The 17387-nt window shown below is 71.8% G+C and carries 15 protein-coding genes and 3 pseudogenes; 16 read left to right on the top strand and 2 right to left on the bottom strand.

The features are described 5' to 3' along the window. Positions 1-144 precede the first annotated feature (144 nt). Both LE548_RS29670 and LE548_RS29665 read left to right on the top strand, forming a co-directional pair. Positions 145-1380, top strand: coding sequence for a histidine kinase (locus tag LE548_RS29670; protein ID WP_225100038.1), 1236 nt, complete (start codon positions 145-147; stop codon positions 1378-1380). Further along, positions 1377-2039 (top strand): response regulator transcription factor, encoded by a 663-nt coding sequence (locus tag LE548_RS29665; protein ID WP_225100037.1) that lies wholly within the window; start codon positions 1377-1379, stop codon positions 2037-2039. The genes LE548_RS29670 and LE548_RS29665 overlap by 4 nt, the downstream gene beginning before the upstream one ends. Here the strand turns inward: LE548_RS29665 and LE548_RS29660 are convergent. Next, positions 2006-2842, bottom strand: coding sequence for a helix-turn-helix transcriptional regulator (locus tag LE548_RS29660; protein ID WP_225100036.1), 837 nt, complete (start codon positions 2840-2842; stop codon positions 2006-2008). The genes LE548_RS29665 and LE548_RS29660 overlap by 34 nt on opposite strands. 92 nt (positions 2843-2934) lie before the next feature. On the opposite strand from LE548_RS29660, the gene LE548_RS29655 reads away from it, so the two are divergent. The 13 genes and pseudogenes from LE548_RS29655 (at position 2935) to LE548_RS29595 (ending at position 14718) form a co-directional block, all read left to right on the top strand. Further along, complete coding sequence (locus LE548_RS29655; protein WP_225100035.1) at positions 2935-3648, top strand: SDR family NAD(P)-dependent oxidoreductase; 714 nt, start codon at positions 2935-2937, stop codon at positions 3646-3648. Between the two features lie 142 nt (positions 3649-3790). After that, positions 3791-3937 (top strand): annotated as a pseudogene (locus LE548_RS29650) (LD-carboxypeptidase); the annotation flags it as partial. A gap of 101 nt (positions 3938-4038) precedes the next feature. Next, entirely contained in the window at positions 4039-4245 is a 207-nt protein-coding gene (locus tag LE548_RS29645; protein ID WP_225100034.1) for a hypothetical protein, read from the top strand. A gap of 55 nt (positions 4246-4300) precedes the next feature. Beyond that, entirely contained in the window at positions 4301-4945 is a 645-nt protein-coding gene (locus LE548_RS29640) for a dihydrofolate reductase family protein (protein WP_225100033.1), read from the top strand. A gap of 51 nt (positions 4946-4996) precedes the next feature. Then, the gene (locus LE548_RS29635; protein WP_225100032.1) at positions 4997-6169 is read left to right on the top strand and encodes an FAD-binding oxidoreductase; all 1173 of its coding nucleotides are present in this window, start codon (positions 4997-4999) and stop codon (positions 6167-6169) included. A 23-nt stretch (positions 6170-6192) separates the two neighbouring features. Further along, positions 6193-7590: a VOC family protein gene (locus LE548_RS29630; RefSeq protein ID WP_225100031.1), complete on the top strand. Its 1398-nt coding sequence runs from the start codon at positions 6193-6195 to the stop codon at positions 7588-7590. Positions 7591-7613: 23 nt separating this feature from the next. Further along, the gene (locus LE548_RS29625) at positions 7614-9143 is read left to right on the top strand and encodes an aldehyde dehydrogenase family protein (protein WP_225100030.1); all 1530 of its coding nucleotides are present in this window, start codon (positions 7614-7616) and stop codon (positions 9141-9143) included. A gap of 32 nt (positions 9144-9175) precedes the next feature. Then, a pseudogene (locus tag LE548_RS29620) lies at positions 9176-9719 on the top strand (hypothetical protein). Positions 9720-9771: 52 nt separating this feature from the next. Then, the gene (locus tag LE548_RS29615; RefSeq protein ID WP_225100029.1) at positions 9772-11388 is read left to right on the top strand and encodes a metallophosphoesterase family protein; all 1617 of its coding nucleotides are present in this window, start codon (positions 9772-9774) and stop codon (positions 11386-11388) included. Between the two features lie 41 nt (positions 11389-11429). After that, positions 11430-11867: a TIGR03618 family F420-dependent PPOX class oxidoreductase gene (locus tag LE548_RS29610; protein WP_225100028.1), complete on the top strand. Its 438-nt coding sequence runs from the start codon at positions 11430-11432 to the stop codon at positions 11865-11867. A gap of 189 nt (positions 11868-12056) precedes the next feature. Beyond that, positions 12057-13202 (top strand): annotated as a pseudogene (locus tag LE548_RS29605) (MFS transporter); the annotation flags it as partial. 392 nt (positions 13203-13594) lie between these two features. Then, positions 13595-13963, top strand: a complete 369-nt coding sequence (locus tag LE548_RS29600; protein WP_225100026.1) for a hypothetical protein — start codon at positions 13595-13597, stop codon at positions 13961-13963. A gap of 263 nt (positions 13964-14226) precedes the next feature. Continuing rightward, positions 14227-14718, top strand: coding sequence for a peptidylprolyl isomerase (locus LE548_RS29595; RefSeq protein WP_225100025.1), 492 nt, complete (start codon positions 14227-14229; stop codon positions 14716-14718). Positions 14719-15116: 398 nt separating this feature from the next. On the opposite strand, the gene LE548_RS29590 is transcribed toward LE548_RS29595, so the two are convergent. Next, positions 15117-15761, bottom strand: a complete 645-nt coding sequence (locus tag LE548_RS29590) for a TetR/AcrR family transcriptional regulator (RefSeq protein ID WP_225100024.1) — start codon at positions 15759-15761, stop codon at positions 15117-15119. A gap of 706 nt (positions 15762-16467) precedes the next feature. On the opposite strand from LE548_RS29590, the gene LE548_RS29585 reads away from it, so the two are divergent. Then, the gene (locus LE548_RS29585; RefSeq protein WP_225100185.1) at positions 16468-17373 is read left to right on the top strand and encodes an alpha-L-rhamnosidase C-terminal domain-containing protein; all 906 of its coding nucleotides are present in this window, start codon (positions 16468-16470) and stop codon (positions 17371-17373) included. Positions 17374-17387: the final 14 nt, after the last annotated feature.

The following is a 17387-nucleotide window of genomic DNA, read 5'->3' as shown; positions in this document are numbered from 1 at the left end:
GCGTCGTGTCCCTGGCCCGCCCGGATGGTCTTCCGGGGCCCGCCCGGGTAGTCCTCGGGGCCGGTCGGGGTAGCCCTGGGGGAGGACCCCGGTGACGACCCTGGGACGACGCCCGGCAGGCCGCTTGAGCCGTAGCGTGAACCGGTGCTTCGCCTGATCCAGACCCTGCCGCGATGGCGGCTGCGCCATCCCTGGCTGTCCGACGCCGTGCTCGTCGCCCTCGTCGCCGTACCCCCGGTGATCGGCGAACGGCCCGGCTGGCGGCCGGTGTGGGTGCAGGTCGTGGTGTACGCCGCCTTCGTGCTGCCCCTGTTCGTGCGGCGCACCCGGCCGGTGGCGGCCGCCGTGGTCGTCACGGCAGCCTTCTGGGCGCAGTACCTGTGGCATGTGTGGGGTCAGGAACCGGGGCGCGGGGTCATCGCGCTGGCCGCGGTCTTCTACACCCTGGTGGTGCGGGGGCTGCGTCGGCAGGCGGCCGTCCTCGCGGTGTGCGCCGCGTGGTGTGTCCTGCTGTGGGTGCCGGACTGGCTGACGGCATCCGCCGCCCGGGACCGCAATGTGTGGTTCACTCCGGCGTCCGTGCTGTTCTGGCTCGCCGGATCCTGGATGTGCGGCGCGTACGTCCGGGCCCGCCGGGCCTACCTCGGCGAGTTCGCCCGGCGCGCCGAACTCGCCGAGTCGACGCGGCTGGCGCTGGCCCGTGCCGCTGTCGCCGAGGAACGGTCCCGTATCGCCCGTGACATCCACGACGTCCTCGCGCACGGCGTGACGGTGATGGTCCTCAACGCCGAGGGCGCCCGGCTGGCCGGTGCCACCGACCCCACGGCCGCCGACCGGGCCCTCGCGGTGATCGGCGCCACCGGGCGGGACGCGCTCGGTGAACTCCGGCGCCTGCTGGACGTGTTGCGCGGCGAGGAGGATGTGGCCGCGCACACCCTGGACGACCTCGCCCCGCTCGTCGCCCGCTGTCCCACCGACACCGTCCTCGAACTGCTCGGCGAGCGCGCGGAGGTGCCGGAGCAGGTGGTCGAGGAGACGTACCGGATCGTGCAGGAGGCGCTGACCAACGTGGCCAGGCACGCCGCGCCGGGCGCGCGGGCCCGGGTGCGCGTCGACCTCGGCGAGCCGGGCCCGCACCGCTGGATCCACGTCCGCGTCGACAACACGGCCGGCGGCACCCACGGCATCGACGGCACGGACGCCATCGCCGGCGCCACCGCCACCCGTCCCGCACCGCCCTCCGGCGGACGCGGCCTCACCGGCATGCGGGAACGGGCCGCCCGGCACGGCGGCACCGTGACGGCCGGTCCCACCCCCGACGGTGGCTGGCGCGTCACCGCGAGCCTGCGGCCCCAGCCGGTCCCGGCGGTGACCCGGTGAGCGCCCCGTCCCGGATCCTGCTCTGCGACGACCAGCAACTGATCCGGATGGGACTGCGCATGGTCATCGACAGCCAGCCCGATCTCACGGTGGTCGGTGAGGCGGCGGACGGGCAGACGGTGCTGGAGCGCAGCGCCGAACTCCGCCCGGACCTGGTCCTGATGGACATCCGCATGCCCGGCGTGGACGGCCTCGCCGCCACTCGCCGGCTGTGCGCCGGCCCGGCCGCGCCCAAGGTGCTGGTGGTGACGACGTTCGACCTCGACGAGTACGCCTACGGTGCGCTGCGCGCCGGGGCCAGCGGCTTCCTGGTGAAGGACGCGCTCGGCGAGGAGATCCTGGTGACCGTCCGCGCCGTCCTGCGCGGCGACGTGATGATGGCTCCCTCGGTGATCCGCCGCCTGGTGGAGCGCTTCGTGCTGCCGGAGAGCTCCGCCGCCCACACCGATCGCCTCGGCCTGGTGACGGACCGGGAACGGGAGGTGCTCACACTGGTCGCGCGCGGCCTGAGCAACCGGGAGATCGCCGGCCGGCTGCACCTCGGCGAGACGACGGTGAAGACCCATCTCGGCCGGATCCTGGCCAAGCTGGACCTCCGGGACCGCGTGCACGCCGTGATCTTCGCCTACGAGAGCGGACTGGTCCGGGTGGGCGCCTGAGCGGTGACGAGGGACTCCAGGGCGCGGGCGGAGGGCGAGCCGGGCTCGGCCGTGATCAGGACCACCTCCTGGTCGTCCTCCGGGACCAGCAGCACATCGCAGTTCAACCGCAGCCGGCCCAGCTCAGGATGGTCCAGGGTCTTGGCGCGGTGGCCCGGCGCGTGCACCGGGTGGGTCTGCCAGATCTTCCGGAACTCGTCGCTCTCGGCATGCAACTCCTCCAGCAGGGCGGCGAGTTGGGGATCCTGCGGGTAGCGTTCCGCGGCCCGGCGCAGCCGCGCCACCGCGATGTGCCCGAACTCCGGTGTCCCGGACGTCTCGTACGTGCGCCCCTCACCCAAGAAGCGCCGCCGGGCCAGGTTGGCGGTGTCCCGTGCCAGGTCGTCGCCGAGCAGAGCCCGGGCGGCCCGATTCCAGGCGACGACGCCGTAGGTGGCGTCGGTGACGATTGCCGCGGTCGCGGGCAGCCGCTCAAGCATCCGCGCGACCTGCGGGCGCACCCGCCGCACGGGCCGGGCGGCGGGCGGGGCGGCCGAGCCGGCCAGCCGGAACAGATGAGTGCGCTCGGCCGGGGCGAGCCGCAGCGCGGAGGCGAGCGCGTCCAGGACGCGGGGGGAGGGCCGGGGCCCGCGGGCCTGTTCGAGCCGGACGTAGTAGTCGACCGACATATGGGCCAGCTCCGCGACCTCCTCCCGGCGCAGGCCGGGTGTCCGGCGCGGGACGCCGTCCGGCAGGCCGACCTTCCCGGCGCTGAGCGCCGCCCGGCGTTCCCGCAAGAAGCGGGCCAGTTCCTGCCTCGCCATGCCGCTGCCTCCCAGTCCGGCCCGGTACAGGATCCTGCCTGGTACAGGTGATCCCTGGCAGGACGGCGCCGGCCGGGGAATCGTGGCCGGGCATGAACGATCGCACAGCACTCTTCACCGGTGCCAACAAGGGCATCGGCCACCACATCGCCCGCCTGCTCGCCGCCGAGGGTTTCACCGTGTACGTCGGCTCCCGTGACGCCGGACGCGGCACGGCCGCGGCGGCGGAGATCGGCGCCGGTGCCCACCCCCTGGTCCTCGACGTCACCGACGCGGACGGCGTCGCACGCGCCGCGGCCCGCGTCGACCGCCTCGACCTGCTCGTCAACAACGCCGGCATCGCCGTCCCCCTCGACCCGCCCGCCGAGGCCACCTTGGCGGACTTCCGCCGGACGTACGAGACGAACGTCTTCGGCGTGGTCGCCGTCACCAACGCCTTCCTGCCCGCCCTGCGCCGCTCGGCCCGGCCCCGCATCGTGAACGTCTCCAGCGGCACCGCTTCCCTCACCTGGAGCACCGGCCCCAACCCGCAATTCACCCCGGGCAACGGCTACGGCGCCGCCTACCGCTCCGCCAAGTCCGCGCTCAACGCGCTCACCGTCTTCTACGCCCAGACGCTCGGCGCGCCCTTCAAGGTGAACGCGCTCGCCCCCGGTGCACGGGCCACCGATCTCAACCCCCGGGCCAGGGCGGTGGGCGGCGACCCGGAAGAGGGCGCACGCGGAGCCGTACGACTCGCGCTGCTCCCGGACGACGGGCCGACGGGCGGGTTCTTCTCCTGGGACGGGACATCGGTGCCCTGGTGACCCCACACGGTCGCCGGGCACGGGCCTGCCTCGGCGGCGGACCGATGACCGAGATCGGGCGCCCGTACGCGCTTCATCCCTCGGCCACCGGGTCGGTGCGCGCCGCCGTGTTCACCTCGGGTTCCGGTCGGCCATCAGCAGCCTGGAGACGTCGGAGGAGCCGCCCGGCGCGGAGGAGGTCTTCCGGATCCTGCGCACCATGGGGGAGCGGGGCCTGCTGGAGTGCTTCCCGGCCTTGTCGATGGGGCGGCGTGCCAAGGCGCGGTCGTTCCAGCGGCTGGACGGCCCGGCACGACGGATCATGGTGACGTACTGAGCGCGGGGGCGGAAAATCCGGCACAGGGGCATAGACGCACGGACGGCTGGGCAAAAGTGATCTTGGAGGGTGCGATGCGCGAGGAGACGGGTGTCGAGCTGAGTACCGTGCCGAAGCTCATCGGCATCCACCATCGCGCCGACGCCGAAGGCACCGCGATCCGCCTGAGCCACGAGCACGACGACCACTCCTTCGTCGCGCCGGACGCCCTGGCCGGCTTGTTGCCCTCCGCCCACACCGGCACGCCCAAGGTTCTCGACGCCGCGCGGACGCAGCGATGAGTTTTCGCGGCCCGCAGAGTCTCACCATGGTCATCGACTGCCCAGGGAGGAACACGTGGCTCAGCTGCTGAGGGTGCAGAACTTCAACGTCTCCAGCGACGGAATCGGCGCCGGTGAGGACCAGACCTTCGAGAGACCGTTCGGCCACGTCGACCCCGGGAGGCTGTTCTCCTGGGCCGGTGCCACGGCGAGCTGGCCGATGCGCACCGACCCGGGCGGGAGCCGCGGACTCGACGACTACTTCACCCGGGACTTCGCCCGCAACATCGGTGCCGAGATCATGGGCCGCAACAAGTTCGGCCCCCAGCGCGGCCCCTGGCAGGATCATGAGTGGCGCGGCTGGTGGGGTGACGAACCCCCCTTCCGCACCCCGGTGTTCGTCATGACCCACCACAAGCGTCCCTCGTTCACGCTCTCCGACACCACGTTCCACTTCGTCGACGGCGACCCCGCCACGGTCCTGGCGCAGGCACGGGAGGCGGCGCAGGGCAAGGACGTCCGACTCGGCGGCGGAGCCACCACGATCCGGGAGTTCCTCGACGCCGACCTGGTCGACACCCTCCATGTGGCGGTCTCGCCGGTGAAGCTCGGGTCCGGTGTACGACTCTGGGAGTCCCCCGAGGAACTGCTCGACCGGTTCCACCTTGAGGTCGTGCCCAGCCCGAGCGGCGTGGCGCATCACCTGTTCTGGCGAAGGTGACACCGGGGCGCGGACACCCGACCGGCATCGCTGTGCAAGGGAGTGGTCTGTTTGTCCTCCTCCGCCTTCCGTACGGTCCCGGCCTCCGCCGACGTCGTGATCATCGGTGGTGGCGTGATGGGCGCGAGCACCGCCTTCCACCTCGCCGAGGCCGGGGTGCGGAACATCGTCCTCGTCGAACGCGGCGACCTCGGCCGCGGCAGCTCGGGCAAGCCGATCGGCGGGGTACGCGCCCAGTTCTCCGATCCGCTCAACATCGAGCTGGGCAACCGCAGTCTGCGTGCCTTCCGGGAGTTCGCCCACCGGCCCGGCGCCGACATCGAGCTCGACACCGTCGGCTATCTCTTCCTGCTCGACAGCGCACGGCAGGTGAGCGACTTCGAGGCCGGTGTCGGGCTCCAGAACAGCCTCGGCGTGCCGAGCCGCATGATCAGCCCCGAGGAGGCCCGGCGGCTGTGCCCGTACGTCAGCACCGAGGGCCTCGTGGCCGCCGCGTACTCCCCGGCCGACGGGCACGCCCGCCCCGCACGGGTCGTCCAGGGATACGCGCGGGCGGCGGCGCGGGCCGGTGTCACCGTCGCCACCCACACCGACGTCCACGGCATCGACGCGGCCGCAGACCGCATCGCCGCCGTACATACCGGCCACGGCCGCATCGCGTGCTCCACCGTCATCTGTACGGCAGGGGCCTGGTCGGCGCGGATCGGCGCCATGGTGGGCGTCGACCTCCCGGTGCGGCCGGTGAAGCGGCAGCTGGCGTTGACCGCGCCGCTCGTCCCGCCCGCCCCGCGCATCCCGTTCACCATCGACTTCTCCTCGACCGCCTACTTCCACAACAGCGATGACGGCCTGCTGCTGGGACTGGCGGATCCCGGTCAGGAGGAGGGCTTCGACACCACCTGGACCCCGCACTGGCTGGAGCTGTTCCGCGCGGTCGCCCGCCGCCGTGCCCCGGCGCTGGCCGAGATGAGGACCGTCGGCGGATGGGCCGGCCTGTACGAGGTCACACCGGACCACAACGCGCTGATCGGCCGGTCCGGCGCCCTGCCCGGTTTCCTGTATGCCACCGGATTCTCCGGCCACGGCTTCTTGCAGGCGCCCGCCGTCGGCGAAGTGATGCGCGATCTGTACCTGGGCCGGGAGCCGTTCACCGACATCGCGCCGCTCAGCGCCGACCGGTTCCGCCACGGCACCGGCACCCGCCCCGAAGCCCACGTGGTGTGAACCCCCGACCGAGAGGCCGAACCATGCCGACGATCAGCCAGTGGCGGCTGCGGGCCGCGTTCGCGGCGCGGCTGTCGCACATGTACGGGCAGGAGGTGCCCGCCTACACCACGCTCGTGGACGTCTCACGGGAGGTGAACGAGGACGTCCTGCGCGCGCGGGGAGCCGACGCCGAACGCCTCGGGTCCATCGGCCGGGTGACCGCCGAGCGGCACGGAGCCATCCGCGTCGGCAGGCCACGGGAACTACGGCAGGTCGCCCGCGTCTTCGCCGCTCTCGGCATGCACCCCGTCGGCTTCTACGACCTGAGGGAGGCCGCCGCCAGCGCCGTACCCGTCATCTCCACCGCCTTCCGGCCCGTCGACGGCGCGGAACTCGCACGCAACCCCTTCCGGGTGTTCACGTCCATGCTCACCCCCGCCGACCCCCGTTTCTTCGACGCCGACCTGCGCTCGCGCTTGGAGGCCTTCCTCGCCGGCCGCGAACTCTTCCCGCCCGAGCTGCTCACGCTGGCCGACCGCGCCGCCGCCGAGCGCGCGCTGCCCGACGCCGAGGCCGAGCGGTTCCTTCAACTGGCGGTCGCAGCTTTCGAGTTGTCAGCCGAACCGGTCGACCGGGCGTGGTACGAGACCCTGGAGAAGGTCTCCGCCGTCGCCGCGGACATCGGCGGCGTCCGCAGCACACACATCAACCACCTCACCCCGCGCGTCCTCGACATCGACGAGCTGTACCGCCGTATGACCGACCGCGGCATCGAGATGATCGACACCATCCAGGGCCCACCCGCCTGGCAGGGCCCAGACGTCCTGCTGCGGCAGACCTCCTTCCGCGCCCTGGCCGAACCCCGCGCCATGCGCGCCCCGGACGGCAGGGTCGTCAGCGGCACCCTGCGGGTCCGCTTCGGCGAGGTCGAAGCACGTGGCATCGCCCTCACCCGCCAGGGCCGTGCCCGCTACGACGAACTCCTCGGCCGTATCGACGAGCAGGCCGCCCAGAACCCCATGGAAGCCCGCGGGGACATCGCACGCGCCGTGTGGGAGCGGCACATGCCCGGCAGCGAGGAGGAACTCGCCGCCGGGGGACTGGCCTTCTTCACCTACCGGGTCACCGACGACCGGCCCCGCGACGGCAGCCGGCCGCCCACCACCCTCGCCGAACTGGTGCGGCAGGGCTGGGTCCGTGCCGAGCCCATCGTCTACGAGGACTTCCTGCCCCGCTCCGCCGCCGGCATCTTCCAGTCCAACCTCAGCGGCGACGGCACCCGCGACAACGGTCGGCAGGGCGCCGCGTACGACGCCGACTGGCTCTCCGGCGCCATCGGCCGCGACGTCCTCGACCCCTTCGCGCTGTACGAGGAGCAGCAGAACCGCTCCCTCGCACAGGTCGCCCGCGAGCTGGACCTCCCCGCCACCCTCGGCTGACCCTCACACCTCAAGGGACCCCCATGACCAGCACCGCACTGCCCACCACGGAAGAGCTGCGCACCCGCGCCCGTGCCGCCCTCGGGACCATCGGCGCCGACGTGCCCGAGGGCGACGATCTCCCGGCCCGCTCGCCCCTGACCGGCGAGAACCTCTTCGGACTGACGGCCGCCACCGACGCCGATACCGTAGACGCCGTCACCGCCGCCCGTACGGCGTTCCTGGCCTGGCGCGTCACGCCCGCGCCGCGCCGAGGTGAACTGGTCCGCCGGCTGGGCGAGTTGCTGCGCGAGCACAAGAGAGACCTGGCCGACCTCGTCACCATCGAGGCGGGCAAGATCCGCTCCGAGGCGCTCGGCGAGATCCAGGAGATGATCGACATCTGTGACTTCGCGGTCGGCCTGTCCCGCCAGCTCTACGGCCGCACGATCGCCTCCGAACGCCCCGGCCACCGGCTCGCCGAGACCTGGCACCCCCTGGGCGTCGTCGGCGTCATCTCCGCCTTCAACTTCCCCGCCGCCGTGTGGTCCTGGAACACCGCCATCGCCCTGGTCTGCGGCGACACCGTGATCTGGAAGCCCTCGGAACTCACCCCGCTGACCTCCCTGGCCTGCGACCACCTGCTCGCCCGCGCCGCCGCCGAGACCGGCGCCCCGCGCGACGTCCACCGCCTGCTCCTGGGGGACCGCGCGGTCGGCGAGAAGCTCGTGGACGACACCCGCGTCGCCCTGGTCAGTGCCACCGGCTCCACCCGCATGGGCCGGGAGGTCGGCCCTCGCGTCGCCGCCCGCTTCGGCCGCAGCCTGCTGGAACTCGGCGGGAACAACGCCGCGATCGTCGCCCCGTCCGCCGACCTCGACCTCGCCGTGCCGGCCATCGTCTTCGCCGCGGCCGGCACCGCGGGCCAGCGCTGTACGACCCTGCGCCGTCTCATCGTCCACCGCGACATCGCCGACACCCTCATCGAGCGGCTGACCGCCGCCTACACCAGGCTGCCCATCGGCAACCCGTTCGACGGCACCACACTCGTCGGCCCGCTCATCTCCACCTCGGCCCTTGACGCCATGCACAGCGCCCTCACCCGCGTCCAGGCCCAGGGCGGCAAGATCCTCGCCGGCGGAAACCGGCGCCTCGCCGAAGCGGCACCTGCGGCGGCCTACACCGAACCGGTCCTCGTCCGCGTCGACGAACGGACCGACGTCGTACGGGAGGAGACCTTCGCACCGATCCTGTACGTCCTCACCTACGACACCCTCGACGAGGCGATCACGCTTCACAACGATGTCCCCCAGGGCCTGTCGTCCAGCATCTTCACCCGCGACCAGCAGGAGGCCGAGATCTTCCTGTCCGCCGCCGGCTCCGACTGCGGCATCGCCAACGTCAACATCGGCACCTCCGGAGCCGAGATCGGCGGCGCGTTCGGCGGCGAGAAGGACTCCGGCGGCGGCCGGGAATCCGGCTCCGACGCCTGGAAGTCCTACATGCGCCCGGCCACCAACACCATCAACTACTCCAGCGAACTCCCCCTCGCCCAGGGCATCAGCTTCCTCTGACCGGGCACCACGCGAGGGACCGGCATGCGGCCATGACCGATCCCGTGCGGCCCCCGTTGCTCTTCCTGGACGTTCGACGGAACGCTCCTGCCCTACGACGGAGCACGGCTGCCCTCGACCCCTGAAGGCTGGGCCGCCTGGCAGGAGGCATCGAACCCTCAGCCGGCGAAGATCGACCTCGGACACGGCCCGCGTCTGCCGGCGCTGCCCTGCGCCCTGATGTGGGCCACCGCCTGGCGGGAGAACGCCAACGAGGTGACAGCTCCGCTGCTCGGGCTGCCCGAGCTTCCGGTGGCGGACTTGCCGGAGGGGGCCGAGGCGGGCGCGCCGAACTGGACGACCAGTGCCCTTGTCCGGGCCGCGGCGGGGCGCCCGTTCATCCGGGTGGACGACGCGATCACCGAACTCGACCGGGCCTGGCTGCCCACGCACCACCGAGGGCCGGCCCTCCTCCACCGCGTCGACTCCAGGACCGGACTCACGGAGCTCGGCTTCGCCGTGCTGGACGACCGGCCGACCCATTGCCTGCCACACGATGACCAGGTGGTCATGCCGTGTTCACCCGGGCGCCGCTGAGGGGCGCCAGTGTGCGGGGTCGTCAGCTCAACTGTTCGGCAGGGAGGGCATCATGACCGCACAGGCAGACACCCCGGACGGGTCGCCGACGGCTTCCGACGGGGTCAGCCGCCGTCACGCACTGGGGCTTCTCGGCACCGCGGGGGCGGGCGCGGCCGTCACCCCCTTGCTGGGAGCGGGCCCGGCGCAGGCCGCCCCGCTCGGCGCCCCGGCGCTCCACCGCACCGCGGACTCGGCCGGCGCACCTCCGGTGCAGGGGCTGCACCTGACCTTCGGGGCAGACCCGCGGACCCAGATGACGGTCTCGTGGCTCACCGACCGACCGGTGACCAGACCCGTGGTCCACTACGGCACGCTGGAGCACGGCTTCGGGTCCGGCGCGCCGGCCCGCACGGTCAGTTACGTCGATGGCATCTCCGGCCGTACCGTCTACGTCCACCACGCCTCGCTGAACCGCCTCACCCCCGGCACCGACTACCTCTACCTCGCCACGCACGAGGGGGCGACGCCCGACAGCGGTACGTTCCGCACGGCCCCGCGCGGACGCGAGCCGTTCACCTTCACCAGCTTCGGAGACCAGTCTGCTCCGCAGGTGACGTGGGCGGCGGACGGCACAGTGGCCCTGGACGCGAACTCGACCCCCGCGACGAAGGACATCGTCACCGGCATCGAACAGGTCGCCCCGCTCTTCCACCTCCTCAACGGCGATCTCTGCTACGCCAACCTCGACGTCGACCGGGTCCGCACCTGGAACAACTTCTTCACCAACAACACCCGTTCGGCGCGCTTCCGCCCATGGATGCCGGCCGCCGGCAACCACGAGATCGAGAAGGCCAACGGCGCGCTCGGCCTCGACGCCTACCAGGCCTATTTCTCCCTGCCCTCCACCGAGACCGACGCCGAACTGGCCGGTCTGTGGTACGCGTTCACGGTCGGTTCGGTCCGGGTGATCGTGCTGCAGAACGACGACAACTGCCTCCAGGACGGCGGCGACCACTACATCAGCGGTTACTCCGGCGGACGCCAACTCGCATTCCTGGAGCGGGAGCTGAAGGCCGCCCGCTCCTCCCGGGAGGTCGACTGGATCGTCGTCGCGATGCACCAGGTGATGATCAGTTCCTCGGACGCGAACGGCGCCGACCTGGGCCTGCGCCAGAAGTACGGCCCGCTGTTCGACAGGTACGGCGTCGATCTCGTCCTGTGCGGTCACGAGCACAACTACGAACGCTCGCTGGCCGTCCGGGGTGTCGTCCCGGGCAGCGAGACGCTCACGCCCCGCCCGGTCTCCCAGGCCACCGACTCCATCGACACGGGCATGGGCACCGTGCACATGATCCTCGGTGGCGGAGGCGTTTCGGGAACCACGAACCAGAAGTTCTTCACCGACGGCACCGCGAAGGTGATCACCGCGGTGTCCGCGACAGCTGGCGCGAACGGCAAGCGCACCTCCACCTACACCAAGGAGGAGGCGGTCTGGACGGGCGTCCGGGACGTCGAACACCCTTATGGCTTCGCGGCGTTCACCGTCGATCCCGGCCGGCACGCCGGTGACACGACACGGATGCACGTGACCTACTACAACGTGAACAAGCCGCACGGCGAGTTGTCGGTATTCGAGACCTTCACCCTGCACCGCAGGCGCTCGGACGGGCACGCCGAGCGGCCGTGACAGAGTGCCCGTGCAAGAGCCGATCACGGGAAGGACCGTTCATGGCAGCGGAGTTGACCGAGCAGGTGCGCAAGCGACTGGAGGAACCGAACTTCTGGTACGTGGCCACGGTGACGCCGGACGGGGCGCCGCATGTCACGCCGATGTGGGTGGGACTGGAGGACGGACTGATCGTCTTCAACACCTCGGTCGGCCGGATCAAGGAGGAGAACCTTCGCCACGACGCCCGGGTCCACCTCTCGCACGCCGACGCGGAGAACCCCTATGACCGGGTACAGATCTCCGGCCGCGCGGTGCGCTTCGTGACGGGGGAGGAGGCCGAGCGCGGCATGGACCGGCTGGCCCGCAGGTACCTGGGGCTCGACGGATACCCCTGGCTGATCGAAGGCGAGCAGCGGGTCCACGTCCTGGTCGAGCCGGAGCGGGTGCGCCACATCGTGGGCGTCGAACCGTTCCGGCCCGGCATCATCCCCTCGTGACCTGCGAGTAGAAGCCTCGTGACCTGCGAGTAGGGGCGAACGAACTGGTTCGTTTGACGCGCGAGGAGAGTCGTGTCAGGCTGAAGCGAACCATCTAGTTCGTTCGGTCATGGGAGGCCTGCCGTGTCTGGCACCGCTGTCACGGCCCCGCCGGCCCAGACGGGGCTGAGCGGCAGGCTGCCCCTGGTGATGGCGCTGGCCTGCGGGGTCGCCGTGGCGAACGTCTACTTCCCGCAGGCGATCACGCCGTTGATCGCCCACGGCTTCGGCATCGGCCAGGACGCTGCGGCCGTTCTGGCAACCGTCACGCAATTCGGCTATGCCGCCGGGATCTTCCTGCTGGTGCCCCTCGGCGACCGGCTGCCGCGGCGACCGCTCGTCACGCTGCTGTTGGCCGTGACCGCGCTCGCGCTGCTCGTCGCCGGCCTCGCCCCGGCCGTCGGGCCGCTGCTCGCCGCCGGTGCGGTGGTCGGCGCGGCCACCGTGGTGCCGCAGATTCTGCTCCCCATGGCCGCGGGCATGGCCGAGCCAGAACGCCGGGGTGCGGTCACCGGCACTCTGCAGGCCGGACTGATCGGTGGCATCCTGCTGGCCCGCGCCTTCGGCGGCGTACTGGGCGAGCACTTCGGCTGGCGCGCCCCGTACCTGGTGGCGGCCGCGCTCACCGGCCTGCTGGCCCTCGTGCTCGGCCTCACCCTGCCGCGCAGTGCCCCGGCCGTGCGCGACCGCTATCCCACCCTGCTCGCCGACACCCTCCGACTGTTGCGCCACGAGCCCCAGCTGCGGCGGTCGGTCTCCTTCCAGGTCACCGTCTTCGGCGCCTTCAGCGCGGCCTGGACCGCGGTCGCCCTGCTGATCACGGGCCCTCGCTACGGCTTGGGAACCCAGGCCGTAGGTCTGCTCGCGCTGATCGGCGCGGCCAGCATGTTCCTGGCGCCCGCAGCCGGCCGCTGGGTCGACCGGTACGGCCCCGACCGCGTCAACCTGGGGTGCGTCCTGCTCGCCCTCGCCTCTGGCGCGCTCCTCCTCACCGGCCTCGCGGGCGGTCCGGCCGGCCTCGCCGGGCTCGCCGCCGGGCTGCTCCTGATCGACGTGGCGGTGCAGTGCGGCCAGGTGGCCAACCAGGCCCGCATCTTCGCCCTGCGTCCCGAGGCTCGCAGCCGCCTCAACACCGGCTACATGACCTGCGGGTTCGTCGGCGCCAGCGCCGGCTCCTGGCTGGGGACGCGCGCGTTCACCCAACTGGGCTGGGGCGCCGTCTGCGCCCTGGTCGCCCTTGCCGCGCTCCTTGCCCTCGGCGCGTACCTGTCCGGCCGCCACGGCACCACGGCACCACGGCACAGAGTGACTCATGACGAGGTCTCCGCCAGGGTGCCGGAGCAGACCCCTCGCTCCGCCGCCGTTGTCCGCACGGCTCGCGCGTCCGATGACGGCGCGGGCAGGACATGGAACGGCGAGTCGGTCCTGGCATGCCATGCCGACCCGTTCGCCCATGGCATCCCGATGGATCGTGAACCGCTGCACCGCGCCCTGCGCCAAACCGGCCCCGTGGTGTACCTGGCGCGCTACGACGTCCACGCGCCGGTCCGCTACGAACAGGTGCACGCCGCCCTCGTCGACCGGCGGCACTCTGGGGCGGGCCTGCCGACTTCCGCCACGAGAAGCCCTGGCGGCTCCCGAGCCTGCTGCTGGAGGCCGACCCGCCCCGGCACGACACCCCGCGCCGGGTGCTGCGTGAGACCCTCGCCCCGCCGGCCCTGCGCCGGCAGCGCGCGAGGCGGCACGCCCTGGCCGGGAAACTGATCGACCAAGTCCTGGCCGATGGCGGTGAGTTCGATGCCTTCACCGCGCCGGTGGAGGGCTTCCCGCTGCGCGCGTTCCCGGACGCGGTGGGCCTCGACCCGGAAGGCCGGGAGAACCCGCTGCTGTACGGCAAGAAGGCCGTCAACGCCTTCGGCCCGCGCGACTACCTCGTCACGGCGGACGCTTACCGGATGACGGGTCTGTCAGCGTGGGTGGACGCGCAGTGCGCATGGGAGGCATTGAGCGAGGACGGCTTCGGCGCGGCAGTCCGGGGCCGCTGCCGACCGCGGTGAACTCACCCGCACGCAAGCACCGTTGGTGGCGCGGTCGCGGCTCACCGCCGGGGCAGAGCTTCTTCCTGGCCCCTGGGCCGACCCCGACCGCTTCGACCCCGCCCGCGACCCTCCGGCCACGTCGGCTTCGGCACCGCCACCCCGACAAGCCCCTGCGCTCGTGGGCGCCCTTGCCCGTGCGCGTTCACCCGGTTGCCTGACCAGCCGACGCGGGCCCAGGGCCGCTCCCGAGGTTCTTCGAATCCGCCGCATAGGATGGCCGAATGACCACAGTACTGCTGAAGACCTCGGCCGGAGACATCACCCTGGACCTCGATGAGGCGAAGGCCCCGAAGACGGTGGCGAACTTCGTCGAGTATGTCCGGGCCGGCCATTACGACGGCACCATCTTCCACCGGGTGATCCCGGGTTTCATGATTCAGGGCGGCGGCCTGACCGCGGACATGAAGCAGAAGCCCGCGCCGCAGCGGGTGGAGAACGAGGCCAAGAACGGCCTGAGGAACGACAAGTACACCGTGGCGATGGCGCGGACGTCGGATCCGCATTCGGCGAGCGCTCAGTTCTTCATCAACACCACCGGCAACGACTTCCTGAACTACCCCGGTCAGGATGGCTGGGGCTACGCGGTGTTCGGGAAGGTCGTGGCGGGCAACGACGTGGTGGACGCGATCGAGGGCGTGGCCACCACCTCCCGGGGCGGGCACGGCGACGTGCCGGTGGAGCCGGTGACGATCGAGTCCGCGCAGCTGGTCTGAGGCCGGTCACCGCCGCCCGCGTCGCCCGTCGCCGAGGCGACGCGGGCGTAGACCCCGCTCAGACGGTCAAAGGAACCGAGCCCAGCCACGGGGCACGAAGCAGACGCCGAAGGCCATGGGCGCTCACGGGCCACGGGCTGCCCGGCGGGAGCGTCGCCAGGATCTCGTACTCGACGGCACCGTCGACGTGCGGCCTCGTCGCACCTGCGGTCGCGCCGTACCTTCGGCGCGTCCACGGCATGCTGCAGCCCCTCGACAGACGAGCCGTACCGAACGCTTCGGCGATCCGGCGATCCGGCGACCCGCCGTCGGCACCTACGAGGAGCAGTTTTTGGCCGGCCTGGAGCGGAGCGGTCCCCTTGGTGAGGAGTAACAGCCCCGTCGGCCACCAGCCGACGTCAGGGTGACGCAGGCACGATGCCGTCGAGCACCGAGTCGACCACCTGCCTGGAGAACTCGGCGTCAGGCCGCGGCGCGTCGGGGTGGAGGAGCGAACGGGAGAGGACCGGGCCGACGATGAGCTCGCCGATGAGGGCCGGGTCCAGGTCCGGTCGGATCTCGCCGTGCCGCTGGGCCGCGGCGAGCAGGTCGTACAGGGCCTGTCGGCGCGGGCCGATGACCGTGCGCAGGAAAGCCTCGTTGAGCTCGGGCAGTGTGCGGATCTCCGCCGCCAGGACGGCGAGGTTGGTGCCGGAGTTCTCGCCGAGGTAGTCGCGCCGGATGCTCTCCAGGACACGGAACAGAGCCTCGCGCAGCGGCACGCCGGTGAGGACGGTCTCCTCCTCGACCTCGGCCTGAAGACGCTCCAGCACATGCAGCAGAAGCGCCTCCTTGCCGGGCCAGCGCCGGTAGAGGGTGGCCTTGCTGATTCCGGCCTGGCCGGCCACCGCCTCCATAGGCATCGCGCTCAGACCCATGCCGCGCTGCATCAGCCGTAGCACCGCCTCCACGATCCGGTCCTCCGTGCCCTCGCGGCGGGGCCGCCCCCGGTGGCGCGTCGCAGGCCGGACCGTGCCGACCGCGGTCCCTGTGGTGTCGGTCATCGCCCCATTGTCCCAGTGCCCGTGCGGCCGGAGCGGCTCCGGTGGTGCAAGACGATTGTGCTGCGCCACCGGGTGTTCGCAAGCTTTCCGCATGGAAGGGATTGAAACGTTTCAAATCCTTCTGTGCTGCTGACCAACGTGCCCCTGACGAAAGGAATCCGAGCCGTGGCCGAGGACAACGGAACCGCCCTGAGCCGCCGGCACCTGCTCGGCGTCATGACGGCGACGGCGGCAGGGGCGGCTCTCCCGCTCACCGCCGCGCCGGGGGCTCGGGCGGCGAGCGCGGCGGCATCCGCCGGACACGGCTCCGCACCCGCGCACCTGCGGGTCGGCTCCAGGGTCGAGCCGCTGGGTACGGAGACCGCGCCGACGTTCAGCTGGGTGCCCCCGGTGGCCCGGCAGAGCGCGTACGAGATCCAGGTCGGCACCGCACCCGGCGCGGCCGACATCTGGCACAGCGGGAAGGTGGCCGCCGCCGAGAGCGTCGAGGTGCCCTACCGGGGTGGTGCGCCACGCTTGGAGCAGACGTACTTCTGGCGCGTGCGCTCCTGGGACGACCAGGGCGTGCCCGGTCCCTGGAGCGAGTCCGCGACCTGGGAGACCGGCCTGCTGAAGGGCGAGCGCGACTGGTCGGGCGCGCGGTGGATCGGCGGCCGTCTGCCGCAGGACCACGACTGGCAGGACCTCACCGCGACGGTCGTCTTACATCCACTTCTGCGACTACATGGACGAGGTCGGCCGCAGGCTCGGCCGCACCGAACGCGCCGCCCACTACGCGCAGTTGGCGCGCACCCTGCGCCGGGCGTTCATCGCCCACTACTGGGACCCCTCCCAGGGGCACTTCACCCGTGGCAGCATCTCCAGCGAGAACGCGATGGCCATCGCCGTCGACCTGGTGCCCGGCTCGGACCTGGACCCCGACGACCCGCGCCATCTCGCCGGCACGAAGACGCTGGACGAGAACAGGAAGGCGCTCGCGCAACTCCTCGCCGACCGTATCGTGGCCGCCGGACACCACATCCAGAACGACATGTACGGCTCGCGCTACGAGTTCAACATCCTCAGCGAGTACGGATACACGGACCTCGCCCTCAAGGCCGTCACTCAGACCGGCGTTCCCGGCTACGTCCACCAGATCGCCGAGGGCGCCACCTCGCTGTGGGAGCAGTGGACCGACCGCCTCTCGGTCGACCACCACTACCGCTCCAACGTGGCCACCTGGTTCTACCAGAGCCTGGCCGGCATCAAGTCGACGTCAACTGCGTACGAGACACTGCGCATTCGTCCGTACATCCCCTCGGTCGCGGTCAACAGCCGTGTCCCGAAGGACACTCAGGACACCGACCTCGTGTCCGCGACTCTCGACCATGTCAGCGCCTCGATCGACACGGTGCGCGGCACGGTGAGCTCGGCGTGGCGGCGCCGCCCGGACGGCAGGATCGACCTCGCGGTGACCGTCCCCTACACCACGGACGCCGAGATCTGGGTTCCCACCCAGGGCCGGCCCGTCGCCGCACCAGCAGGAGCCGTCTTCGTCCGCGACGACGCCTCCGGTGGGGCTGCCTACCAGGTGTACCGGGCAGGGGCGGGGTCCTACCGCTTCAATGCCTGACCGTCTGAACTGCT

This window comes from Streptomyces sp. CoH27, from assembly GCF_020181035.1.
GTDB classification, from domain to species: Bacteria; Actinomycetota; Actinomycetes; order Streptomycetales; family Streptomycetaceae; genus Streptomyces; species Streptomyces camelliae.
The sequence above is the reverse complement of the archived record's forward strand: the minus strand, read 5'-3'. Positions and strand labels throughout refer to the sequence as shown.

Coding starts and splice junctions, on each gene's coding strand:
- LE548_RS29595 (WP_225100025.1), top strand. CDS start 14,227: ATGACCACAGTACTGCTGAAGACCTCGGCCGGAGACATCACCCTGGAC.
- LE548_RS29590 (WP_225100024.1), bottom strand. CDS start 15,761: ATGACCGACACCACAGGGACCGCGGTCGGCACGGTCCGGCCTGCGACG.
- LE548_RS29645 (WP_225100034.1), top strand. CDS start 4,039: ATGCGCGAGGAGACGGGTGTCGAGCTGAGTACCGTGCCGAAGCTCATC.
- LE548_RS29610 (WP_225100028.1), top strand. CDS start 11,430: ATGGCAGCGGAGTTGACCGAGCAGGTGCGCAAGCGACTGGAGGAACCG.
- LE548_RS29655 (WP_225100035.1), top strand. CDS start 2,935: ATGAACGATCGCACAGCACTCTTCACCGGTGCCAACAAGGGCATCGGC.
- LE548_RS29625 (WP_225100030.1), top strand. CDS start 7,614: ATGACCAGCACCGCACTGCCCACCACGGAAGAGCTGCGCACCCGCGCC.
- LE548_RS29660 (WP_225100036.1), bottom strand. CDS start 2,842: ATGGCGAGGCAGGAACTGGCCCGCTTCTTGCGGGAACGCCGGGCGGCG.
- LE548_RS29630 (WP_225100031.1), top strand. CDS start 6,193: ATGCCGACGATCAGCCAGTGGCGGCTGCGGGCCGCGTTCGCGGCGCGG.
- LE548_RS29615 (WP_225100029.1), top strand. CDS start 9,772: ATGACCGCACAGGCAGACACCCCGGACGGGTCGCCGACGGCTTCCGAC.